The sequence below is a fragment of the Microbulbifer donghaiensis genome, from assembly GCF_900129095.1.
Taxonomy (GTDB): Bacteria; Pseudomonadota; Gammaproteobacteria; order Pseudomonadales; family Cellvibrionaceae; genus Microbulbifer; species Microbulbifer donghaiensis.
Genome location: NZ_FQVA01000001.1, coordinates 190,745 through 208,241 on the forward strand (window position 1 = coordinate 190,745; position 17,497 = coordinate 208,241).

At 60.6% G+C, this 17,497-nt stretch carries 16 protein-coding genes; 12 read left to right on the forward strand and 4 right to left on the reverse strand.

What is annotated here, in order from left to right:
* Window position 1: 1 nt before the first annotated feature.
* Window positions 2-718: a response regulator gene (locus tag BUC36_RS00815; protein ID WP_073270505.1), complete on the reverse strand. Its 717-nt coding sequence runs from the start codon at window positions 716-718 to the stop codon at window positions 2-4.
* Between the two features lie 255 nt (window positions 719-973).
* Between BUC36_RS00815 and BUC36_RS00820 the strand changes: the two genes are divergently transcribed.
* From BUC36_RS00820 to BUC36_RS00865, 10 genes are read left to right on the forward strand one after another with little or no spacing between them, the layout of a single operon-like run.
* Window positions 974-1,411, forward strand: coding sequence for a Rap1a/Tai family immunity protein (locus tag BUC36_RS00820; RefSeq protein WP_073270507.1), 438 nt, complete (start codon window positions 974-976; stop codon window positions 1,409-1,411).
* 47 nt (window positions 1,412-1,458) lie between these two features.
* Window positions 1,459-1,944, forward strand: a complete 486-nt coding sequence (locus tag BUC36_RS00825; RefSeq protein ID WP_073270508.1) for a Na+/H+ antiporter subunit E — start codon at window positions 1,459-1,461, stop codon at window positions 1,942-1,944.
* On the forward strand, window positions 1,944-2,219 hold the full coding sequence (locus BUC36_RS00830) for an MrpF/PhaF family protein (protein ID WP_073270511.1): 276 nt from the start codon (window positions 1,944-1,946) through the stop codon (window positions 2,217-2,219). The genes BUC36_RS00825 and BUC36_RS00830 overlap by 1 nt, the downstream gene beginning before the upstream one ends.
* On the forward strand, window positions 2,212-2,607 hold the full coding sequence (mnhG, locus tag BUC36_RS00835) for a monovalent cation/H(+) antiporter subunit G (protein WP_073270512.1): 396 nt from the start codon (window positions 2,212-2,214) through the stop codon (window positions 2,605-2,607). The genes BUC36_RS00830 and mnhG overlap by 8 nt, the downstream gene beginning before the upstream one ends.
* A 20-nt stretch (window positions 2,608-2,627) precedes the next feature.
* Entirely contained in the window at window positions 2,628-3,674 is a 1,047-nt protein-coding gene (locus tag BUC36_RS00840; RefSeq protein ID WP_073270514.1) for a DUF4040 domain-containing protein, read from the forward strand.
* Between the two features lies 1 nt (window position 3,675).
* Complete coding sequence (locus BUC36_RS00845; protein WP_084535795.1) at window positions 3,676-4,065, forward strand: cation:proton antiporter subunit C; 390 nt, start codon at window positions 3,676-3,678, stop codon at window positions 4,063-4,065.
* On the forward strand, window positions 4,059-5,543 hold the full coding sequence (locus tag BUC36_RS00850) for a monovalent cation/H+ antiporter subunit D family protein (protein ID WP_073270516.1): 1,485 nt from the start codon (window positions 4,059-4,061) through the stop codon (window positions 5,541-5,543). Before BUC36_RS00845 ends, BUC36_RS00850 begins: the two co-directional genes overlap by 7 nt.
* Window positions 5,540-7,018 carry a proton-conducting transporter transmembrane domain-containing protein gene (locus tag BUC36_RS00855; protein ID WP_073270518.1) on the forward strand — a complete coding sequence of 493 codons (1,479 nt, stop codon included), beginning with the start codon at window positions 5,540-5,542 and terminating at the stop codon, window positions 7,016-7,018. The genes BUC36_RS00850 and BUC36_RS00855 overlap by 4 nt, the downstream gene beginning before the upstream one ends.
* 7 nt (window positions 7,019-7,025) lie before the next feature.
* Complete coding sequence (locus BUC36_RS00860; protein ID WP_073270519.1) at window positions 7,026-7,319, forward strand: hypothetical protein; 294 nt, start codon at window positions 7,026-7,028, stop codon at window positions 7,317-7,319.
* A complete protein-coding gene (locus BUC36_RS00865; protein WP_073270521.1) occupies window positions 7,312-9,018 on the forward strand; it encodes a Na(+)/H(+) antiporter subunit D in 1,707 nt (568 codons plus the stop codon). The genes BUC36_RS00860 and BUC36_RS00865 overlap by 8 nt, the downstream gene beginning before the upstream one ends.
* 17 nt (window positions 9,019-9,035) lie before the next feature.
* Here BUC36_RS00865 and BUC36_RS00870 read toward each other — a convergent pair whose 3' ends face one another.
* Window positions 9,036-9,692, reverse strand: a complete 657-nt coding sequence (locus BUC36_RS00870; protein ID WP_073270523.1) for a TetR family transcriptional regulator — start codon at window positions 9,690-9,692, stop codon at window positions 9,036-9,038.
* Between the two features lie 316 nt (window positions 9,693-10,008).
* Between BUC36_RS00870 and BUC36_RS00875 the strand changes: the two genes are divergently transcribed.
* Entirely contained in the window at window positions 10,009-11,211 is a 1,203-nt protein-coding gene (locus tag BUC36_RS00875; protein WP_073270526.1) for an efflux RND transporter periplasmic adaptor subunit, read from the forward strand.
* A 12-nt stretch (window positions 11,212-11,223) separates the two neighbouring features.
* Complete coding sequence (locus BUC36_RS00880) at window positions 11,224-14,403, forward strand: efflux RND transporter permease subunit (protein WP_073270528.1); 3,180 nt, start codon at window positions 11,224-11,226, stop codon at window positions 14,401-14,403.
* 376 nt (window positions 14,404-14,779) lie between these two features.
* On the opposite strand, the gene BUC36_RS00885 is transcribed toward BUC36_RS00880, so the two are convergent.
* Both BUC36_RS00885 and BUC36_RS00890 read right to left on the reverse strand, forming a co-directional pair.
* A complete protein-coding gene (locus tag BUC36_RS00885; RefSeq protein ID WP_073270530.1) occupies window positions 14,780-16,288 on the reverse strand; it encodes an aldehyde dehydrogenase family protein in 1,509 nt (502 codons plus the stop codon).
* A gap of 278 nt (window positions 16,289-16,566) precedes the next feature.
* Entirely contained in the window at window positions 16,567-17,352 is a 786-nt protein-coding gene (locus BUC36_RS00890) for an IclR family transcriptional regulator (protein WP_073270532.1), read from the reverse strand.
* Window positions 17,353-17,497 lie beyond the last annotated feature (145 nt).

The window sequence follows — 17,497 nt, forward strand, 5'->3', positions numbered from 1 at the left end:
TTCACTCCGCCTCGACCGGATAGGTGAACATATAGCCGGTGCCCCAGGCGGTCTTGATGATCTCCGGCTTCTTCGCGTCGTCGCCGAGCTTGCGCCGCAGGCGGCTGACGTGGGAATCGATGCTGCGGTCGAAGGGGAAGCTGTCGCGGCCCTTGGTCAGATCCAGCAGGCGGTCGCGGGACAGTGGTACCTGGGGATTCTGCACGAAGGCGAGCAGCAGTTCGGTTTCGCTGGTGGAGAGCGGAATCGCGGTAGTGTCGACATCGTACAACTCCATCTGCGCCGGGTAGAAGCGCCAGCCGGAGAAGCGATAGACGCCGCGCTTGCCGCTGACCGCCGGTTGCCGCGCGCGGCGCAGCACCGCCTTGATCCGCGCGAGCAGCTCGCGGCCGCTGAATGGCTTGACGATGTAGTCGTCGGCGCCCAGTTCCAGCCCCACGACCCGGTCGATCTCGTCGTCCTTGGCGGTGACCATGATCACCGGCGGCATCTCCGCGTCACTGTGCAACTGGCGGCACAGTTCGAAGCCGTCCTGGCCCGGCAGCATCACGTCGAGCAGCACCAGATCCACCGGCCGCTGGGCCATCTGGTGAAACATCTCCTCGCCGTCTTGCGCCGTCGCGACTGTGTAGCCTTCGGTGGTCAGCAGGCGGGCGATCAGGTCGCGGATATCGCAGTCGTCATCGACCACCAGAACACAGGCTTTGGGCACTGCCATCGGAATCACTTCGAATTATTGTCAGTTGTTACAGCTGCTGTAATTGCGTGCCGGTGCGGCGCGCTATGCCCCGACTTTAGCAGAGCCCCCGTAGCGCGCCAACTCGCGCGCCAGGCCGGAGCAGGGTTGTTAGCGCGCTGTGCTGACAAACGCAGCCACACTTTTTCACAATTCCGACAATATTCCGCACAGCAAAAATGCCAAAGTGATCGCAACAAGAAAACCGATAAACCGCAGGCATTTATGGCGATAACAATGCGAATAGGGATAGGAATCGGAGCGCCACTGGCGCTGATTTTCAGCCAGTCGCTGGCCGCACTGGAGCCGATGAATGCGACCGCACTGGTGTCCGCGTGCAAGTCCTACCAGAGCGACAGCCAGTCGGCGGCCGCGTCCAGCTGTCGGGCGTTCATACAGGGCTACCTGTCGGCCAGCAACGAGATCGTTGCTGCCGGCAATCGACCGTCCGAGTTTGTCGCCCGCGCCATACGCACCCGCGCCAGCCGCCTTTCCGATGCCGCGGAACAGCGACTCAACAGCCGCTACTGCCTGCCCGAGGGAGAGACCCTGGAGAAGCTGATCGCCAAGGTCGCCGCCGAGGACAAGCAGTTTGCACTGGATGCCGAAGCAGCGGTCGTGATGCGCCGGGTGTTCGACGGCCATTACCTTTGCGACGCGGCGATCCAGAGCTGATGTTGCAGTATTGCCGGCAATAACGGCTGAGTCCGTGCGAGTTGAGTATGCGCTACACCCTCTCCCTGATCGGGATACTGGCCTTTATCTGGCTGGCCAATTCCGGCCTCTACACACCGCTACTGCTGACGTTCGGCCTGCTGTCGATCGCCCTGGTGCTATTGCTGGCCCGGCGAATGCAGCTGGTAGATCGCGAGTCCCAACCACTGCATCTTGCCACGGCGTTGCCGGGCTACTACTGGTGGCTGTTCCGCAAGATCGTGCAGAGCAATCTGCAAGTGGTCTCCTGCGTCTGGCGCAGTCTCTTCGGTAACCGCGATGCGGCCATCTCTCCCATTCATATGCGCGTCAGGACCAACCTGCGAACTGATTTGGCGAAAGTGCTCTACGCAAATTCGATCACCCTGACCCCGGGTACCGTGGCAGTGGAATTGGATGGTGACGAAATCCTGGTGCACGCACTGGCCGCTGACGGAATAGAGGAGTTGCGCCGGGGTGAAATGGAAAGGCGGGTAGGAGCACTGGAAGAATAATGCTGGCCGCAACGATTATCGCACTGCTGGTGGTTATGGCGATGGCGCTGATAAGGGCATTGCTGGGACCGAGTGTCTACGACCGCATTCTCGCCGTGAACGTATTCGGTACCAAGACGGTACTGTTGATTGCGGTGATCTGCTTCACTTTCGGCAAGCCCGAATTTCTCGATATTGCCCTGGTGTACGCGCTGATCAACTTTGTCAGCGTGATCGGCGTGCTGCGCTATTTCGAGTTCCGCTCCGGCAGCGGCGGCGAGGTGATGGATGATTGAGCAAGTTGTGTGGCTGCTCAGCGGTTGTGCGCTCGCCCTGGGGTGCTTCTTCATGCTGTCCGGTGCCGTCGGCCTGCTGCGCTTTCCCGATTTTTACACGCGCATGCACGCCGCCGGTGTCACCGACACTCTGGCGACCTTCCTGATTCTCGGCGGCTTGATGCTGCTCGCCGGCTGGAGCCTGGCGCTGTTCAAGCTCGGCATGATTCTGCTGTTCCTGTTCTTTACCGGTCCCGTCGCGAGTCACGCGCTGGCCAGGGCCGCCCAGCACAGCGAGTGGAAGTTACCCGCCTTAAAAACCCGTGGCGAACAGGGCGGGGCAACAGAGCCTCCGACCGCTGCCGCGGACGTCGCGGAAGCGGACGCGCTCAATACGGATCGGGTCTAGGCAGCGGAGATGCAAAGCTGATGGAACTGTTACTGAATATTTCACTGCTCGCACTGCTGCTGACCACCGCCGTGGCGATCGCGTGGACCAGAGACCTGTTCGCGGCGGCGATGCTTGCCGGTATTTACGGCCTGCTTTCCGCGAGCTTCTTTATGGCGATGGGGGCCGTGGACGTGGCCTTTACCGAGGCGGCAGTCGGCGCGGGTATCGCACCGCTGTTGATCCTGTTGACGCTGGCGCTGTGCGGCCGCCGGCAGCGCTCGGACAAAACCCGGGCGGTACTGGCCCTGATACTGGTTGCCGCCGTCGGGACTCTGCTGCTGGCTGCCACCTTGGACATGCCGGCGTTTGGCGCCGCCGATGCGCCGGCACACGGGCACGTGGCGCCGCGCTACATCGGCGAGTCGATGGCGGAAATCGGTATTCCCAATATCGTTACCTCGGTACTGGCCAGCTACCGGGCCTTCGATACCCTGGGCGAAGTGGTGGTGATATTTACTGCGGGACTCGGTGTGCTGGCGCTGCTGCTCGGTGGCAGCGACAGCAGGTCTGCCGTGCCGTCACCGGCATTGCAGTCGGGCGGACAGTCGCGGGATCTGGTGCTGCGCGTGGTAGCCAAAATCCTGATCGCGCCGATCATGCTGTTTGCCCTCTATGTGCAGTTTCACGGCGAGTATGGCCCCGGTGGTGGCTTTCAGGCGGGGGTCATTTTTGCGGTGGGCTTTATTCTCTACGGCTTGGTGTTCGGGCTCGATGCGGTGCAGCGGGTCGCCGGCAATGGGCTGGTGCAGCTGCTGGCCGCAGTTGGTGTAATGATCTATGGGGCCGTCGGCCTGCTGGGTCTGGCCACGGGCAAAAACTTTCTCGACTACAGTGCGCTCGCCGGCGATCCGGTCAGCGGCCAGCATGTTGGCATCATCGCCATCGAACTGGGTGTGGGCATTACCGTAGCTGCGGTAATGATATTGATTTTCTACGCCTTCTCCGCGCAGTTGCGGCGCGACGGGCAGCCGGCGATGCAAGTAGAAGAGACTATCGACGAGATGATCGAGCGGAGGGTTGGATAAAGTGTTGCTGACGTCGCTCTACAACTACTGGGTGGTGATTGCCCTGATGATGATCGGGCTCTATATGGTCATCGCCCAGGGCAACCTGATCAAGAAGGTCATCGGGCTGAATATCTTCCAGACCTCGGTGTTTATCTTCTACATCAGCGCCGGCAAGGTCGATGGCGGCGGCGCGCCGATTCTGGTGCAGGGTGAAAACCTCTATTCGAATCCGTTGCCGCACGTGCTGATACTCACCGCGATCGTCGTCGGCATTGCCACCACGGCGCTGGCACTGGCGCTGGTGATCCGCATCAAGCGCGCCTACGGCAGTGTGGAGGAGCGGGATATTCAGGCCGCCGAAGAATTTCAGGCTGCGGGGCAAGATGCGGGAGAACATAAGCCGTGCTGAGCCATCTTCCGATACTGCAGGTCATTCTGCCGCTGGTTGCAGCACCGTCCTGTCTGCTTATTCGCAGGGCCACGCTAGTGTGGCTGTTTACGCTGGGCGTCAGCCTGGCGGCGCTCGCCGTCAGTGTCTTGCTGTTGCAGCAGGTCTACTCTACGGGTCCAATCAGTTACGCCCTCGGCGGCTGGGATGCACCCTGGGGCATCGAGTACCGCATAGACTTGCTGAATGCCTGGGTATTGCTGATCGTGTCCGGCCTCAGTGCGGCCGTCATCGCCGCGGCGCGGAGCAGTATCGCACGAGAACTGGCCGCCGGCCGGCAGATACTCTTCTACACCCTCTACCTGCTGTGCTTCGCAGGGCTGCTGGGGATCGTTGCCACCGGTGACGTCTTCAACGTGTTCGTGTTTCTGGAGATCTCGTCGCTGGCCAGCTACGCACTGCTCGCCCTGGGCCGTGACCGCCGCGCGCTGTGGGCGTCTTTCCAGTACCTGATCATGGGCACCATCGGCGCGACTTTTATCCTGATCGGGATCGGTTTTCTGTACATGATGACCGGTACCCTGAACATGGCCGACCTGGCGGCGCGCCTGCCGGCGCTGGGCGGTAGTACCACGGTACTCGCCGCTTTCGCGTTTATTTTCGTCGGCATCTGTCTGAAGCTCGCACTGTTTCCGCTGCACCTGTGGCTGCCGAACGCCTACAGTTATGCGCCGTCAATCGTTACCGCGTTTCTCGCTGCTACCGCCACCAAGGTGGCGCTCTACCTGCTGTTGCGCTTTACCGTCACTGTATTCGGGGTGGAGTTCGCCCTCGCCAGTCTGCCGCTGGAGCTGCTGTTGATCGGTCTGGGACTCGCGGGCGTGTTCGCAGCGTCCGCAGTGGCGATCTACCAGACGGATATCAAGCGCATGTTCGCCTATTCGAGTGTCGCGCAGGTCGGCTACATGGTGGTGGGTATCGGTATCGGCACCGCGACGGCGCTGCAGGCGACGCTGTTGCACCTGTTCAATCACGCGTTGATGAAGGGCGGGCTATTCCTGGCGCTGGCGGGGCTGGTCTATCAGGTCGGCGGCTGCCGCATCGACAGCTTTCGCGGACTCGGCCGCACCATGCCCTGGACCATGGCGGCCATTGCGATCGGCGGTATCAGCCTGATCGGCATGCCGCTGACCGTGGGCTTTGTCAGCAAGTGGTACCTGGTTACGGCGGCGATCGATGCCGGTTTCTGGTGGGTGGCGATTCTGGTGGTAGTGGGGTCGCTGCTGGCGGTGCTCTATGTCTGGCGGCTGGTGGAAGCCGGTTACCTGCAGTCGCCACCAGAGGCCCTGGCGATGATCCGCCGCGAGGCACCCCCCGGACTGTTGTTGCCCACCTGGCTGTTGATCGCTGCCAACCTGTATTTCGGGGTTGATACTCGCCTGCCGGTGGCGGTGACGGCTGCGGCTTCGCAATTCCTGCTTGGAGGCGCTGCACCGTGAACGATTCGACTCTGGTGCAACTGGCACTGTTGATTCCGTTGCTGGCGCTGGCCGGTATCCAGCTGACCGCCCGGAGCGCCAACCTGCGTGAAGCCGTATCGATCATTGCCGGCACGGCATTGTTTGCCGTAGTGGCATCGATGTACGGCCCGGTTATCGAAGGAAAGGCAATCGCGGTGCACTGGCTGGAGGTCCTGCCCGGCATGGCATTGGCGTTTCGCGTCGAGCCGCTGGGGCTGCTGTTCGCGCTGGTGGCAAGCTTCCTGTGGATCGTGACCACCCTGTACGCGATCGGCTATATGCGCGGCCACGGCGAGGAAAACCAGACGCGCTTTTTCAGCCTGTTTGCGCTGTCGATCGCCGCAGTGATGGGCATCGCGTTTGCGGAAAACCTGTTTACATTATTTGTCTTCTACGAGCTGCTGACCCTGTGCACCTATCCGCTGGTAACGCACGCCGGGACCGACAAGGCGCGCCAGGGGGGCAGGGTGTACCTCAGCGTGCTGCTCGGCACCTCTATCGGCTTTTTCCTGCTGGCAATCATCGCCACCTGGCTGCTCGCCGGCACACTGTCTTTTAAATCCGGTGGGGTGTTTGCGCCCGGCACTTCCGTGGCACTGCTGTCGGTGCTGTTGGTGCTCTATGTGTTCGGTGTCGGCAAGGCGGCGATCATGCCGTTTCACCGCTGGTTGCCGGCGGCCATGGTGGCACCGACACCGGTGAGTGCACTGCTGCATGCGGTGGCGGTGGTCAAGGCCGGGGTCTTTGTGCTGCTGAAAGTCTGCCTGATGATTTTCGGGCTGGAGACATTGCGGAGCATTCCCGCCACCGAATGGCTGCTGTACCTGGCGGGCGTGTCGATTCTGCTCGCGTCCATTGTCGCGTTGCGCCAGCAGAACCTGAAAAAACGCCTCGCCTATTCCACGGTCAGCCAGCTCGGCTATATCACCCTGGGTGCGCTGCTCGCGACCAGCGCCGGCGCCACCGGCAGTGCGCTGCATATCGTGATGCACGCCTTCGGCAAGATTACGCTGTTCTTCTGCGCGGGCGCGATCCTGGTAGCCGCACACAAGACCGAGATCGGCGAGCTGCGCGGTATCGGCCGGCAGATGCCGGTCACGATGACCGCCTTCCTGGTGGCCAGCCTGTGCATTATCGGCATTCCGCCGACAGGCGGCACCTGGAGCAAGTGGTACCTGATGCTGGGCACTTTCGAGGCGCAGCAGTGGTTGTTGATGGCGCTGTTGATGGCGAGTTCGCTGCTCAGTATCGCCTACCTGCTGCCGATTCCGCTGCGCGCTTTTTTCGGCAGCAATGGTGTGGGCCAGCAACCGCTGGCGGAGCAGGACGAAGCGGTGGCGATACGGGAAGCGCCGCTACTGTCGCTGATTGCACTCGGCATCACCGCCATCGGCTGTGTCTGTCTGTTGCTGTACCCGGATGTCTTCTATCTGCTGATCAAGGCTGGAATCTAGAGCGCGTATGAGTGGCGATAAATCGGATTTTTTTGATAAGCCGGACAACGTCCGCCGGTTGTTGCGAATTTTCTACGGTATCTGCGCGCTGCTGGTGGCGCTGGATTTTGTCGTGCACCGCCATACCGAGTTCCGCTGGGAGGGGTTGCCGGCGTTCTATCCGCTGTACGGCTTCGTCGGCTGCGTCCTGCTGGTTATCGTCGCCAAGTGGATGCGCAGATTCCTGATGCGCCCCGAGGACTACTACGACCGGGCCGAACTCGTAGATAGTGATTCGCAGGGAGGCCGCGGCGATGTTTGAAGTGGCGCCGTTTATTCCGTTCTTTGTCGCGGCGCTGATCGCTTTGTTTGTGCGCGGCTGGCCGCGAGCGCTGTTGATGATCGCCGTGCCGGTGCTGGGGCTCGCGAATCTGTGGCTGCTCGGCCCCGGAAGTTTCGGCGCCTATTCGGTGCTGGATTTTGATCTGCTGCTGTTCCGCGCCGACCGCCTGAGCCTGCTGTTCGGTTATCTGTTCCATATCGCCGCACTGATTGCCATTATCTACTCGCTGCACCTGCGCGACACGATGCAGCAGGTCGCGAGCCTGCTGTATGCCGGCAGCGCGCTGGGCGCAGTCTTTGCCGGCGACCTGCTGACGCTGTTCATCTTCTGGGAACTGCTGGCCTTGACGTCGGTATTTCTGGTCTGGGCGCGTCGCACCGGCCGCGCCTATTTGGCGGGGCTGCGCTATTTCACGCTGCAGATATTGTCCGGATTGTTGTTACTGGGCGGTATTATCTTTTACGCGCAGACGCAGGGTTCGCTGGAGTTCGGACACATTGGGCTGGGGCAGGGCGCCCAGGCTTCGATGGGGCAGTGGATGATCTTCCTCGCCTTCGGTATCAAGTGCGCCTTCCCGTTCTTCCACAACTGGCTGACCGACGCCTACCCGGAATCGACACCCACCGGCACCGTATTCCTGAGCGCGTTCACCACCAAGGTCGCCGTTTACGCGCTGGCGCGCGCCTATCCGGGTACCGAGTTACTGGTCTACATCGGCGCGACCATGGCCTGTTTCCCGATCTTCTATGCGGTGATCGAAAACGACCTGCGCCGCGTGCTGGCCTACAGCCTGATCAACCAGCTCGGATTTATGGTGGTGGGGATTGGTATCGGCACCTCGCTGGCGATCAACGGTGCCGTGGCGCACGCGTTCAACGACGTGATCTTCAAGGGGCTGCTGTTTATGTCCATGGGCGCGGTGCTGCAGATGACCGGGCGCATCAACGGTTCAGAGCTGGGCGGCCTCTACAAGACGATGCCGAAGACCACCGTGCTGTGCATTATCGGCGCCGCCTCGATCTCCGCCTTCCCGCTGTTCAGCGGTTTCGTCAGCAAGTCGATGATCATGAGCGCGGCGATCAAAAACGGCCACGACTGGGTGTGGCTGATCCTGCTGTTTGCCTCGGCCGGTGTATTCCATCACGCGGGCATCAAGATCCCTTACTTCGCCTTCTTCGCTCACGATTCTGGTCTTCGCGCTAAGGAGCCGCCGACCAATATGCTGGTGGCCATGAGTATCGCCGCAGCGCTGTGTCTGGCCGTGGGGATATACCCGCAGGCACTGTACCGCCTGCTGCCATTTGAGATGGCGTATTCGCCCTATGACATCACCCACGTACTGACGCAGCTGCAGCTGCTGTTCTTCTCGGCGCTGGCGTTCGTCTGGCTGAATCTGCGGCGGCTCTACCCGCCGGAGTTGCCCTCGGTCAACCTGGATGCCGAGTGGCTCTACCGGCGATTGCTGCCGACAGCCGCACGCGGCTTTGTCACGGGCGTTTTCCGCCTGGATGAGAGGCTGCGCAAGAGCGCGTTGCGTATGATCGAGCGGCTGTTAACAGCAATGACCAGCCACTATAAGCCGGACGGGGTCATGGCGCGCAGCTGGTTGACCGGCAGTATGGTGGCAGGCGTCGTGCTGGTACTGGGCGTATATCTATTGCTTGGTTTCAGCCGTTAGTCTCGGAAAGCCGAGTATCAATGGAGCGCGACCGCGCTGTATTCGTGCCGCAAGGTCGCAGAGAAGCGCACCATATCGATCAGCGAATCGATATAGCGTTCGCCCAGTTCCGCCAGGTCACCGACTTGCGGATCGAGCAGCCATTCCTGCAGTAAACCGATCAGTGAGCCGTGCAGCATCGGCACCGCCACGCCGATGTTGAGATCCGCGGGCAGCTGCCCCTGCGCTACGGCGGCGCAGACCAACTCGCGCATCCGCTCAATACCTTCCGCTCGCCCCTGCATCATGCGCTGCTGAATCTCACCGCTCTCGGTGACCAGCTCGCAGCGATGAAAGATGATTTCCAGGATCAGCTGCCACTCGCGGTTGCAGGCGACTTCCTCGAACAGCCACAGCCAGCGCGTGCGCAACAAGCCCAGCGGATCCCTCTTCAGCTCTTCGCCGGCGGATTCACACAGCTTTTCACCGGGCAGTTTGATGCGCTCTGCCAATGTGTTGAGCAGGTCCGCCTTGTTGCGGAAATGGCCGTAGACGGCACCGCGAGTGACGCCGGCGAGTTCGGCAACTTCGGTGAGGGAAGGGCGGGCGACACCGTGCTTGTGGAAGACGGTGATGGCGGCGTCGAGGATGCGCTCGCGCGTTTCCTGGGCTTCCTCTTTTCTGCGTTTGGCCATGGATCGGGGTACTGCCGTTAAAAAGTCACAAATTTCATTTGAGCCCACATGGCGTGCAATTGAACGCAGTTCGATTGATCTGTGTCGATTTGCTGCGGTTAATGGCGACCACTTAGAGGCGGCCGGTCTTCGCGATGCCACCCCGGTGCCCGGGCTGGCCGGCAGTTTAATTCATATTCATGCATGAATGAATACTTGATATGCATTCGTGCATGAACATAAAATGCCACGCTTCGACAGGACTAACCTGTCTGATCGCACAATTGATCCTATTTTTGCGGCAGCGCCCGGAAGGCGCGCCGTTATCGAGGTAGTAATGCTGAACAAGAAAGCGCTCGTCAGTCTGTTTATCGCATCTGCGCTGCTCACCGCCTGTGGCGAAAAGTCCGCGGCGCCGCAACAGATGGCGCCACAGGTCACGGTGGTCACGCTGAAGACCGAGCCGGTGACATTGACCCGGGAACTGCCCGGTCGCACCGCGCCCTACAAGGTGGCCGAGGTCCGGCCGCAGGTGAACGGTATTGTGAAGCAGCAACTGTTCCGTGAGGGCGGCCTGGTCGATGCCAACCAGCCGCTGTATCAGCTGGACGACGCCACCTACCGTGCCGATGTCGACAGTGCCAAGGCCAGCCTGCAAAGGGCCGAGGCCGCCGCAAATGTGGCGCGCCTGAATGCCGCCCGCACCGCAGATCTGGTCAAGACAGGGGCGGTCAGCAAGCAGGAAAACGACACCGCCCAGGCGGGTCTGCAGCAGGCACGCGCGGATGTCGCCGCGGCCCGGGCCGCGCTGCAGCGCGCGCAGATTCAGCTGGACTATGCCCGCATCACGGCGCCGATCGGCGGTCGTATCGGCAAGTCGGCCGTGACTCAGGGTGCGCTGGTGACCGCGAACCAGTCTTCCGCGCTGGCCACGGTGCAGCAGCTTGATCCGATCTATGTCGACCTGACGCAATCTACCGCCGAAATCCTGCGGCTGCGCAAGGCATTGGATGCCGGCACCCTCGAGCAGACCGGCGATCTGCCGGTCACCATTCTGCTGGAGGACGGCACTGTCTATGAGCGTCGGGGCAAACTGGAATTTGCCGAGGCCAGCGTCGATCCGACCACGGGCAGCGTGCTGCTGCGCGTAGTGGTGCCGAATCCGGACAATATGCTACTGCCGGGCATGTATGTACGCGCGGAGATCGGTCGCGGTATCCGCGAAAATGCGATTCTGGTGCCACAGCAGGGCATTGCCCGCGATCCCAAAGGCAGCACCTCGGCAATGGTGGTGACCGATGAGGGCGTCGTGGCCCAGCGCTCGGTGCAGGTGAGCCGCACCATCGGCAGCAAGTGGCTGGTCGAAGAGGGTCTCCAGGCCGGGGATCGGGTCGTGATCGCCGGCCTGCAAAAAATACGCCCGGGCGCGCCGGTACAGGCGGCCGAAGCGGAAGCCGAACCGGTACCGGTAACTGGTGAAAACGCGGCCAGCAAAGCAGAAGCCGCAGAAGTAAAAGCGCCTGCCGCGCACGAGTCGTAAGGGAGTTCGGCAATGGCAAGTTTCTTTATCAACCGCCCGATTTTTGCCTGGGTGCTGGCGATCATCACCATGCTCGGTGGTGGTATGGCGATCACCCAGCTGGCGGTGGAGCGCTATCCGAATATTGCGCCGCCGGCGGTAAATATCTCCGCCAACTATCCCGGTGCGTCCGCCAAGGTGGTGGAGGATTCGGTGACGCAGATCATCGAGCAGAGCATGAAGGGCCTGGACGGCCTGCTGTATATGTCTGCCACCAGCGAGTCGACCGGCAGCGCCTCGATCAGCCTCACTTTCGAGAACGGTACCGATCCGGATACCGCGCAGGTGCAGGTACAGAACAAGCTGCAGCTGGCGATGCCGCTGCTGCCGCAGGAGGTACAGCGCCAGGGTGTGAACGTCAGCAAGTCCCGCAGCGGCTTCCTGATGGTGGCCGGCTTCGTGTCCGAAGACGGCAGCATGAGCCGCAACGACATTGCCGATTACATCAATTCGACGCTGGTGGACCCGATCAGCCGCGTGCCCGGCGTCGGCAGCCTGCAGGTATTCGGTTCCAAATACGCGATGCGTATCTGGCTCGATCCGAACAAGCTGGAAACCTACAAGCTGACGCCGAGCGATGTGACCGCGGCGGTGCGCGCGCAAAACGCGCAGGTGGCGGTCGGCAGTCTCGGCGGTGCGCCGGCGGTGCCGGGCCAGCAGCTCAATGCGGCCATCACCTCGCAGGAGCGCCTGCAGACGCCGGAGCAGTTTCGCGACATCGTCATCCGCGCCAACGAAGACGGCTCGGTGCTGCGTCTCGGTGATATAGCCCGAGTAGAGTTGGGTGCGGAAAATTACGAGTTTATTTCCCGCTACAACCGCCAGCCGGCCACCGGTATTGCCATCAGTCTGGCCACCGGTGCCAACGCGCTGGAAACCGCGGCCGCGGTGAAGGCGAAGCTGAAGGAGCTTGAGGAGTTCTTCCCGGTGGGCCTGAAGGCGGTTGTGCCCTTCGATACCACGCCGTTTGTCGAGGTGTCGATCAAGGGGGTAATCCAGACCCTGGTCGAGGCGGTGATCCTGGTATTCCTGGTGATGTACCTGTTCCTGCAGAACTTCCGCGCGACGCTGATCCCGACGATTGCCGTGCCGGTGGTGCTGCTCGGCACCTTTGGCGTGCTGGCCGCGCTCGGTTTCTCCATCAACATGCTGACGATGTTTGCGATGGTGCTCGCGATCGGCCTGTTGGTGGACGACGCCATCGTCGTGGTGGAGAACGTCGAGCGGGTCATGAGCGAAGAGGGCCTGTCGCCGAAGGAAGCCACAAAAAAATCCATGAAGCAGATTACCGGCGCGCTGGTCGGAATCGGCGTGGTGCTGTCGGCGGTCTTCGTGCCGATGGCGTTTATGAGCGGTGCCACCGGGGTTATTTACCGGCAGTTCTCCGCCACGATTGTCGCCGCCATGGCGCTGTCGGTACTGGTGGCAATCGTACTGACCCCGGCGCTGTGCGCGACGCTTCTGAAGCCGCTGAAGAAAGGCGAACACCACGGCCAGAAGGGATTCTTCGGCTGGTTTAACCGCAACTTCGAGCGCGGCAGCAACAAGTATCAGGGCGGTGTGCGTGGCATTCTCGCCCGCGGTGGCCGTTTTATGGCGGTCTTTGTCGGCCTGTCGCTGGTGATGGCGCTGTTGTTTGTACGCCTGCCCAGCTCCTTCCTGCCGCAGGAAGACCAGGGTGTGCTGTTCTCGATGATCCAGGCTCCGGTTGGTGCGACCCAGGAGCGCACCATGGAATCTATCTACAAGGTCGAGGACCATTTCCTGAACAATGAGCAGGACACCGTGGAATCGGTATTCTCGGTGCAGGGCTTCAGCTTTGCCGGCAGCGGCCAGAACAACGGCATCGCCTTTATCAAGCTGAAGGACTGGGGCGAGCGCGAAGAGGCGTCCGAGGGCGCTGGCCCTGTCGCCATGCGCGGCATGGGGGCGCTGATGCAGATCAAGGATGCGATCGCCTACGCCTTCTCGCCGCCGGCACTGCCGGAGCTGGGCACTTCAGGCGGTTTCAACTTCTACGTGAAAGACAATGCCAACCTCGGCCACGAAGCGCTGACCGCGGCGCGCAACCAGTTCCTCGGCATGGCCGGGCAGAGCCCGTTGTTGGCCAACGTGCGCCCCAACGGCCAGGAAGACACGCCGCAATTCCGCGTGAATATCGATACCGCCAAGGCCACTTCGCTGGGCCTGTCGATTGCCGATATCAACGCGACCCTGAGCGCGGCCTGGGGTGGTTCCTATATCGATGACTTTATCGATCGCGGCCGTATCAAGCGCGTCTACATGCAGTCCGATGCGCCTTTCCGCATGGTGCCGGAAGACTTCCAGCGCTGGTCGGTGCGCAACGGCAAGGGCGAAATGGTGCCGCTGTCCTCCTTCGCCAGCTTCGGCTGGGAATACGGCTCGCCGCGGCTGGAGCGCTACAACGGCGTGCCGGCGATGCAGGTCAATGGCGAGGCCGCGCCGGGCATCAGTTCCGGTGAGGCCATGGCGGAAGTGGAAAAGCTGGTGGCACAGCTGCCCGCCGGTATCGGCATGGAGTGGAGCGGTCTGTCGTATCAAGAGCGCGCGGCCGGCGCACAGACACCGCTGCTGTATACGCTGTCGCTGCTGATTGTGTTCCTGTGTCTGGCCGCACTGTATGAGAGCTGGACGGTGCCGACCGCGGTACTGCTGATGGCGCCGCTGGGTATTCTCGGCGCGGTGCTGGCGAACACGATGCGCGGCATGGAACGGGATATCTACTTCCAGGTGGCCATGCTCACTACTGTGGGCCTGACCAGCAAGAACGCGATTCTGATTGTCGAGTTCGCCAAGCAGAACCTGGAGAGCGGCATGGAGCTGATCGATGCCACCATGCGCGCCGTGCGCGATCGCCTGCGGCCGATCCTGATGACCTCACTGGCGTTTGGTCTCGGCGTATTGCCGCTGGCGATTGCCTCCGGCGCCGGCTCCGGCGCCCAGCGGGCCATCGGCACCGGGGTGCTCGGCGGCATGCTGGTAGGTACTCTGCTGGGGATCTTCTTTATTCCGCTGTTCTTTGTCGTGGTGCAGAAGCTGTTTGGCAGTAAAAGGCGTCAGCAAGCAGATGCGACGACGGCCGTGGAGGCAAAGGACGTCCGACGAGAGACCGAAGCTGCGGAAGCACTGTAACCAACGCAAAAAAACAACGCCGGAAAATGCCGGCGTTCAGGTTGCTGACAAAGTTACGCAGTCAAAATTTAAGGCGAAGTGCTAGGACGAGTATTTCGAACCGTCGGCGACAGGACGTCGCCGCCGGAGCGTACAGGGAGGTATTCACAGCGTTTCGAAATGCTCGTCCTAGTACTTGGCCGCCACCGCACCAGCTCAGAACGGAATGCGGGGTTTATCAACAGTCTGAACGCCGGCAAATGCAGGCGTTGTTTTTTATGGTATCAGGTGACAGTGAAAACTGTGGTCGCCGTTCACTTCAGGCGGGCAGGGCGTGATTCAATTTCCTGCCGGGAGGACAGGCCCGGTTGCCAGGCGCTGTCCGGATAGCCAGGGCTTAGAGCTGCATAATCACCGATTTGGTTTCGAGGAAGTATTCCAGTTGTTCCTTGCCCATGTCCTTGCCGATACCCGATTGCTTGTAGCCGCCGAAGGGCAGGGCCACATCGATGGCATCGTGGGTGTTGACGGATATTGATCCCGCTTCCAGCGCCCTGACCACGCGCATGGCCCGGCTGAGATCCTTGGTGAATACCGAGCCTGCCAGGCCATAGATGTTGTCGTTGGCCAGGCGAATCGCTTCCTCTTCGGTCTCGAACGGTATTACCACCAGCACCGGACCGAAAATTTCTTCCTGCACGATACGCATGGTGTTGGTGCAGTCGGCAAACAGGGTCGGTTCGACGAAGTAGCCTTCCCGATCCACCGCCTTGCCGCCGTAAACGAGGCGCGCACCTTCCTCTTGACCGATCTGGATGTAATTCAGAACAGAATCAAGCTGGCCCTTGGAAATCTGTGGCCCCTGGGTAGTGGCCGGATCCAGCGGGTCGCCGATTACCGTCTCTTGCAGGGCGTTTGTCAGGGCTTTCAGGGTATCCTCGTAAATGTCCCTGTGGACATAGAGGCGGGAACCCGCCGAGCAGACCTGGCCGGAATTGAAGAATACCGACTGCTGGGTGCCGGCGACGATGTCGTCGATATTCGCGTCTTCAAACGCCACCATCGCTGACTTGCCACCCAGCTCCAGGGTCAGGTGGGTCATGTTTTCCAGCGCGGCCTTGCCGACGAGCTTGCCCACCGGCGTAGAGCCGGTGAAGCTGATTTTGTTGATGCCGGGGTGGCCCGCCAGATGATTGCCGACGACGGAACCCTTGCCGGTGACGACATTGACCACACCGTCCGGTAGTCCGGCATCCTTCCAGATCTTCATCAGGTAGAGCATGCTCATCGGTGTGATTTCGGCCGGCTTCAGCACCACGGTACAGCCGACGGTCAGCGGTGCAGCGAGCTTCCACATGGACATGTTCAGCGGCCAGTTCCACGGCACGATTGCGCCGACAACACCGACGGGCTCTTTCAGTGTGAAGCCGAAGCTGTCCCCGGGCCAGGAGATGTCGCGGGTATTGCCTTCAATCTTGGTCGCCCAGCCGGCCATATAGCGCAGAAAATCGATGGATCCCTGAATATCCACGGGCATACATCCGTTGATGGCCTTGCCTGCGTCGATGGATTCCAGTTCGGCCAGCGTCTGCGCGTGCTCTTCCATGGCGTCAGCCAGCTTCAACAGCAGGTGCTGGCGCTCGATGGGTTTCATTTCTGCCCAGCGGCCAGTGCGAAAAGCAAGCTTGGCCGCATCCACCGCGCGGTCGACATCACCGGTTGTCGCCGAGGGGACAGTGATTACCGGTGCGCCGTTGGAGGGGTCCTCGACGATTGACGTGGCTCCATTTTCCGCATCGACAAACTCGCCGCTGATGAACATTTTCTGGTGGCCGGTTTCAATAAACTCCCGCGTTTTATCCGTGACCTGATACTTGTCCAGCGTTGCCTGCAATATTTCGTTCATCGATTACACCTCCCAGGAGTTTTTAGCTTTTTAATTCGGTTGTCTTCACAACGGTATCGTAGTTTTTCCGTGACAATATCCCGCAGGTTCTTGCTGAGGAGTTCGTCGGGCCGGTTAGTTTTTTTGCAATTGATATTTAGAAAAACTAACCGAAGAATCTTCTTGTGGCATTTTTACCGGTTTTTCCCTTGGCGATCTGTCCCTTTGTGGGTGTATTCGCCAACTCGTTGTTCTCCATCAAGTCCGGAGTTTTCGCTGCGAGAATATAGCGCAGAAAATCATTCGAAACGATAGCTCAAAGGGTTACTTGACAGCGTCTGATTGATTTCACTGGCACCCTGGCGCAACAGGCGCGCAACCTCCGGGATTGTTAAGCGGGACAGCAAGCGCTCTTTAAAACACACCACGGCAAGGCTGTAGATGACGCCGGCAGTGTCGGAATGAATCGGCACACCCATGGCGAACACATTCTCATCGAGTTCATCGTCGATCACTGCATAGCCCTGTTTTTTAACTCTGTCGAATTCTTCCTTTAGCGCCTTTCTGTCGGTAATAGTGTTGGGACGAAATTGCTCGAGCTCATCGGAACCTAGCATTTCCTTTTGTACGGCCGGTTCCTGGTAGGCGCAAAGCACTTTGCCCGAGGCGGAGGCGTGTACCGGGAAAAAATCGCCCGGCATGATAACGGTGCGCGCCTTTTCCGAGCGCGGAAATTCGGCACAGATCGGGCGGATGGACAGGCCCGCCAGCGTGTTGAAATAGACCACTTCATCAAACTGATCGCACAGGTGGCGCAGCGTGGGTCTGACCAGTTCAACCAGGTTCCGAGTGGCGACCGAGCTGTGGTACTGGCGCAGGAAGCGGCGCCCCAGGCGATAGCGACTATGGCGGCCGCCGCCCTGCAGGTATTCCTCATCCACCAGGTTTTTTACCAGCCGGTAAATCGAAGAAATGGGGATATCCAATTGTTCCACCATTTCCGCCATGGTGGCGCCGGACGGGTGGGCGGAAACCACATCCATAATCCGCAGCATTCGGCTGAAGGGCTTGTCACTACCGCTCATATAGTATTCTCAATTATTGAAAGGTGTGTCCGCGGCAAGTTGGATAAGGATTGCCTGCAACAGGTAAAATTATATCTTTACTGGCGAGATCTGCAGTCTATTGCACGTTTATAGTGTTATCAATATTCAGGAATTTGTTGAGGGT

Bases quoted from the DNA above. Each gene is read 5' to 3' on its own strand.
- BUC36_RS00890 (WP_073270532.1), bottom strand. From the start codon at position 17,352: ATGAGCGGTAGTGACAAGCCCTTCAGCCGAATGCTGCGGATTATGGAT.
- BUC36_RS00885 (WP_073270530.1), bottom strand. From the start codon at position 16,288: ATGAACGAAATATTGCAGGCAACGCTGGACAAGTATCAGGTCACGGAT.
- BUC36_RS00860 (WP_073270519.1), top strand. From the start codon at position 7,026: ATGAGTGGCGATAAATCGGATTTTTTTGATAAGCCGGACAACGTCCGC.
- BUC36_RS00870 (WP_073270523.1), bottom strand. From the start codon at position 9,692: ATGGCCAAACGCAGAAAAGAGGAAGCCCAGGAAACGCGCGAGCGCATC.
- BUC36_RS00820 (WP_073270507.1), top strand. From the start codon at position 974: ATGCGAATAGGGATAGGAATCGGAGCGCCACTGGCGCTGATTTTCAGC.
- BUC36_RS00865 (WP_073270521.1), top strand. From the start codon at position 7,312: ATGTTTGAAGTGGCGCCGTTTATTCCGTTCTTTGTCGCGGCGCTGATC.
- BUC36_RS00840 (WP_073270514.1), top strand. From the start codon at position 2,628: ATGGAACTGTTACTGAATATTTCACTGCTCGCACTGCTGCTGACCACC.
- BUC36_RS00880 (WP_073270528.1), top strand. From the start codon at position 11,224: ATGGCAAGTTTCTTTATCAACCGCCCGATTTTTGCCTGGGTGCTGGCG.
- mnhG (WP_073270512.1), top strand. From the start codon at position 2,212: ATGATTGAGCAAGTTGTGTGGCTGCTCAGCGGTTGTGCGCTCGCCCTG.
- BUC36_RS00875 (WP_073270526.1), top strand. From the start codon at position 10,009: ATGCTGAACAAGAAAGCGCTCGTCAGTCTGTTTATCGCATCTGCGCTG.
- BUC36_RS00815 (WP_073270505.1), bottom strand. From the start codon at position 718: ATGGCAGTGCCCAAAGCCTGTGTTCTGGTGGTCGATGACGACTGCGAT.
- BUC36_RS00830 (WP_073270511.1), top strand. From the start codon at position 1,944: ATGCTGGCCGCAACGATTATCGCACTGCTGGTGGTTATGGCGATGGCG.
- BUC36_RS00825 (WP_073270508.1), top strand. From the start codon at position 1,459: ATGCGCTACACCCTCTCCCTGATCGGGATACTGGCCTTTATCTGGCTG.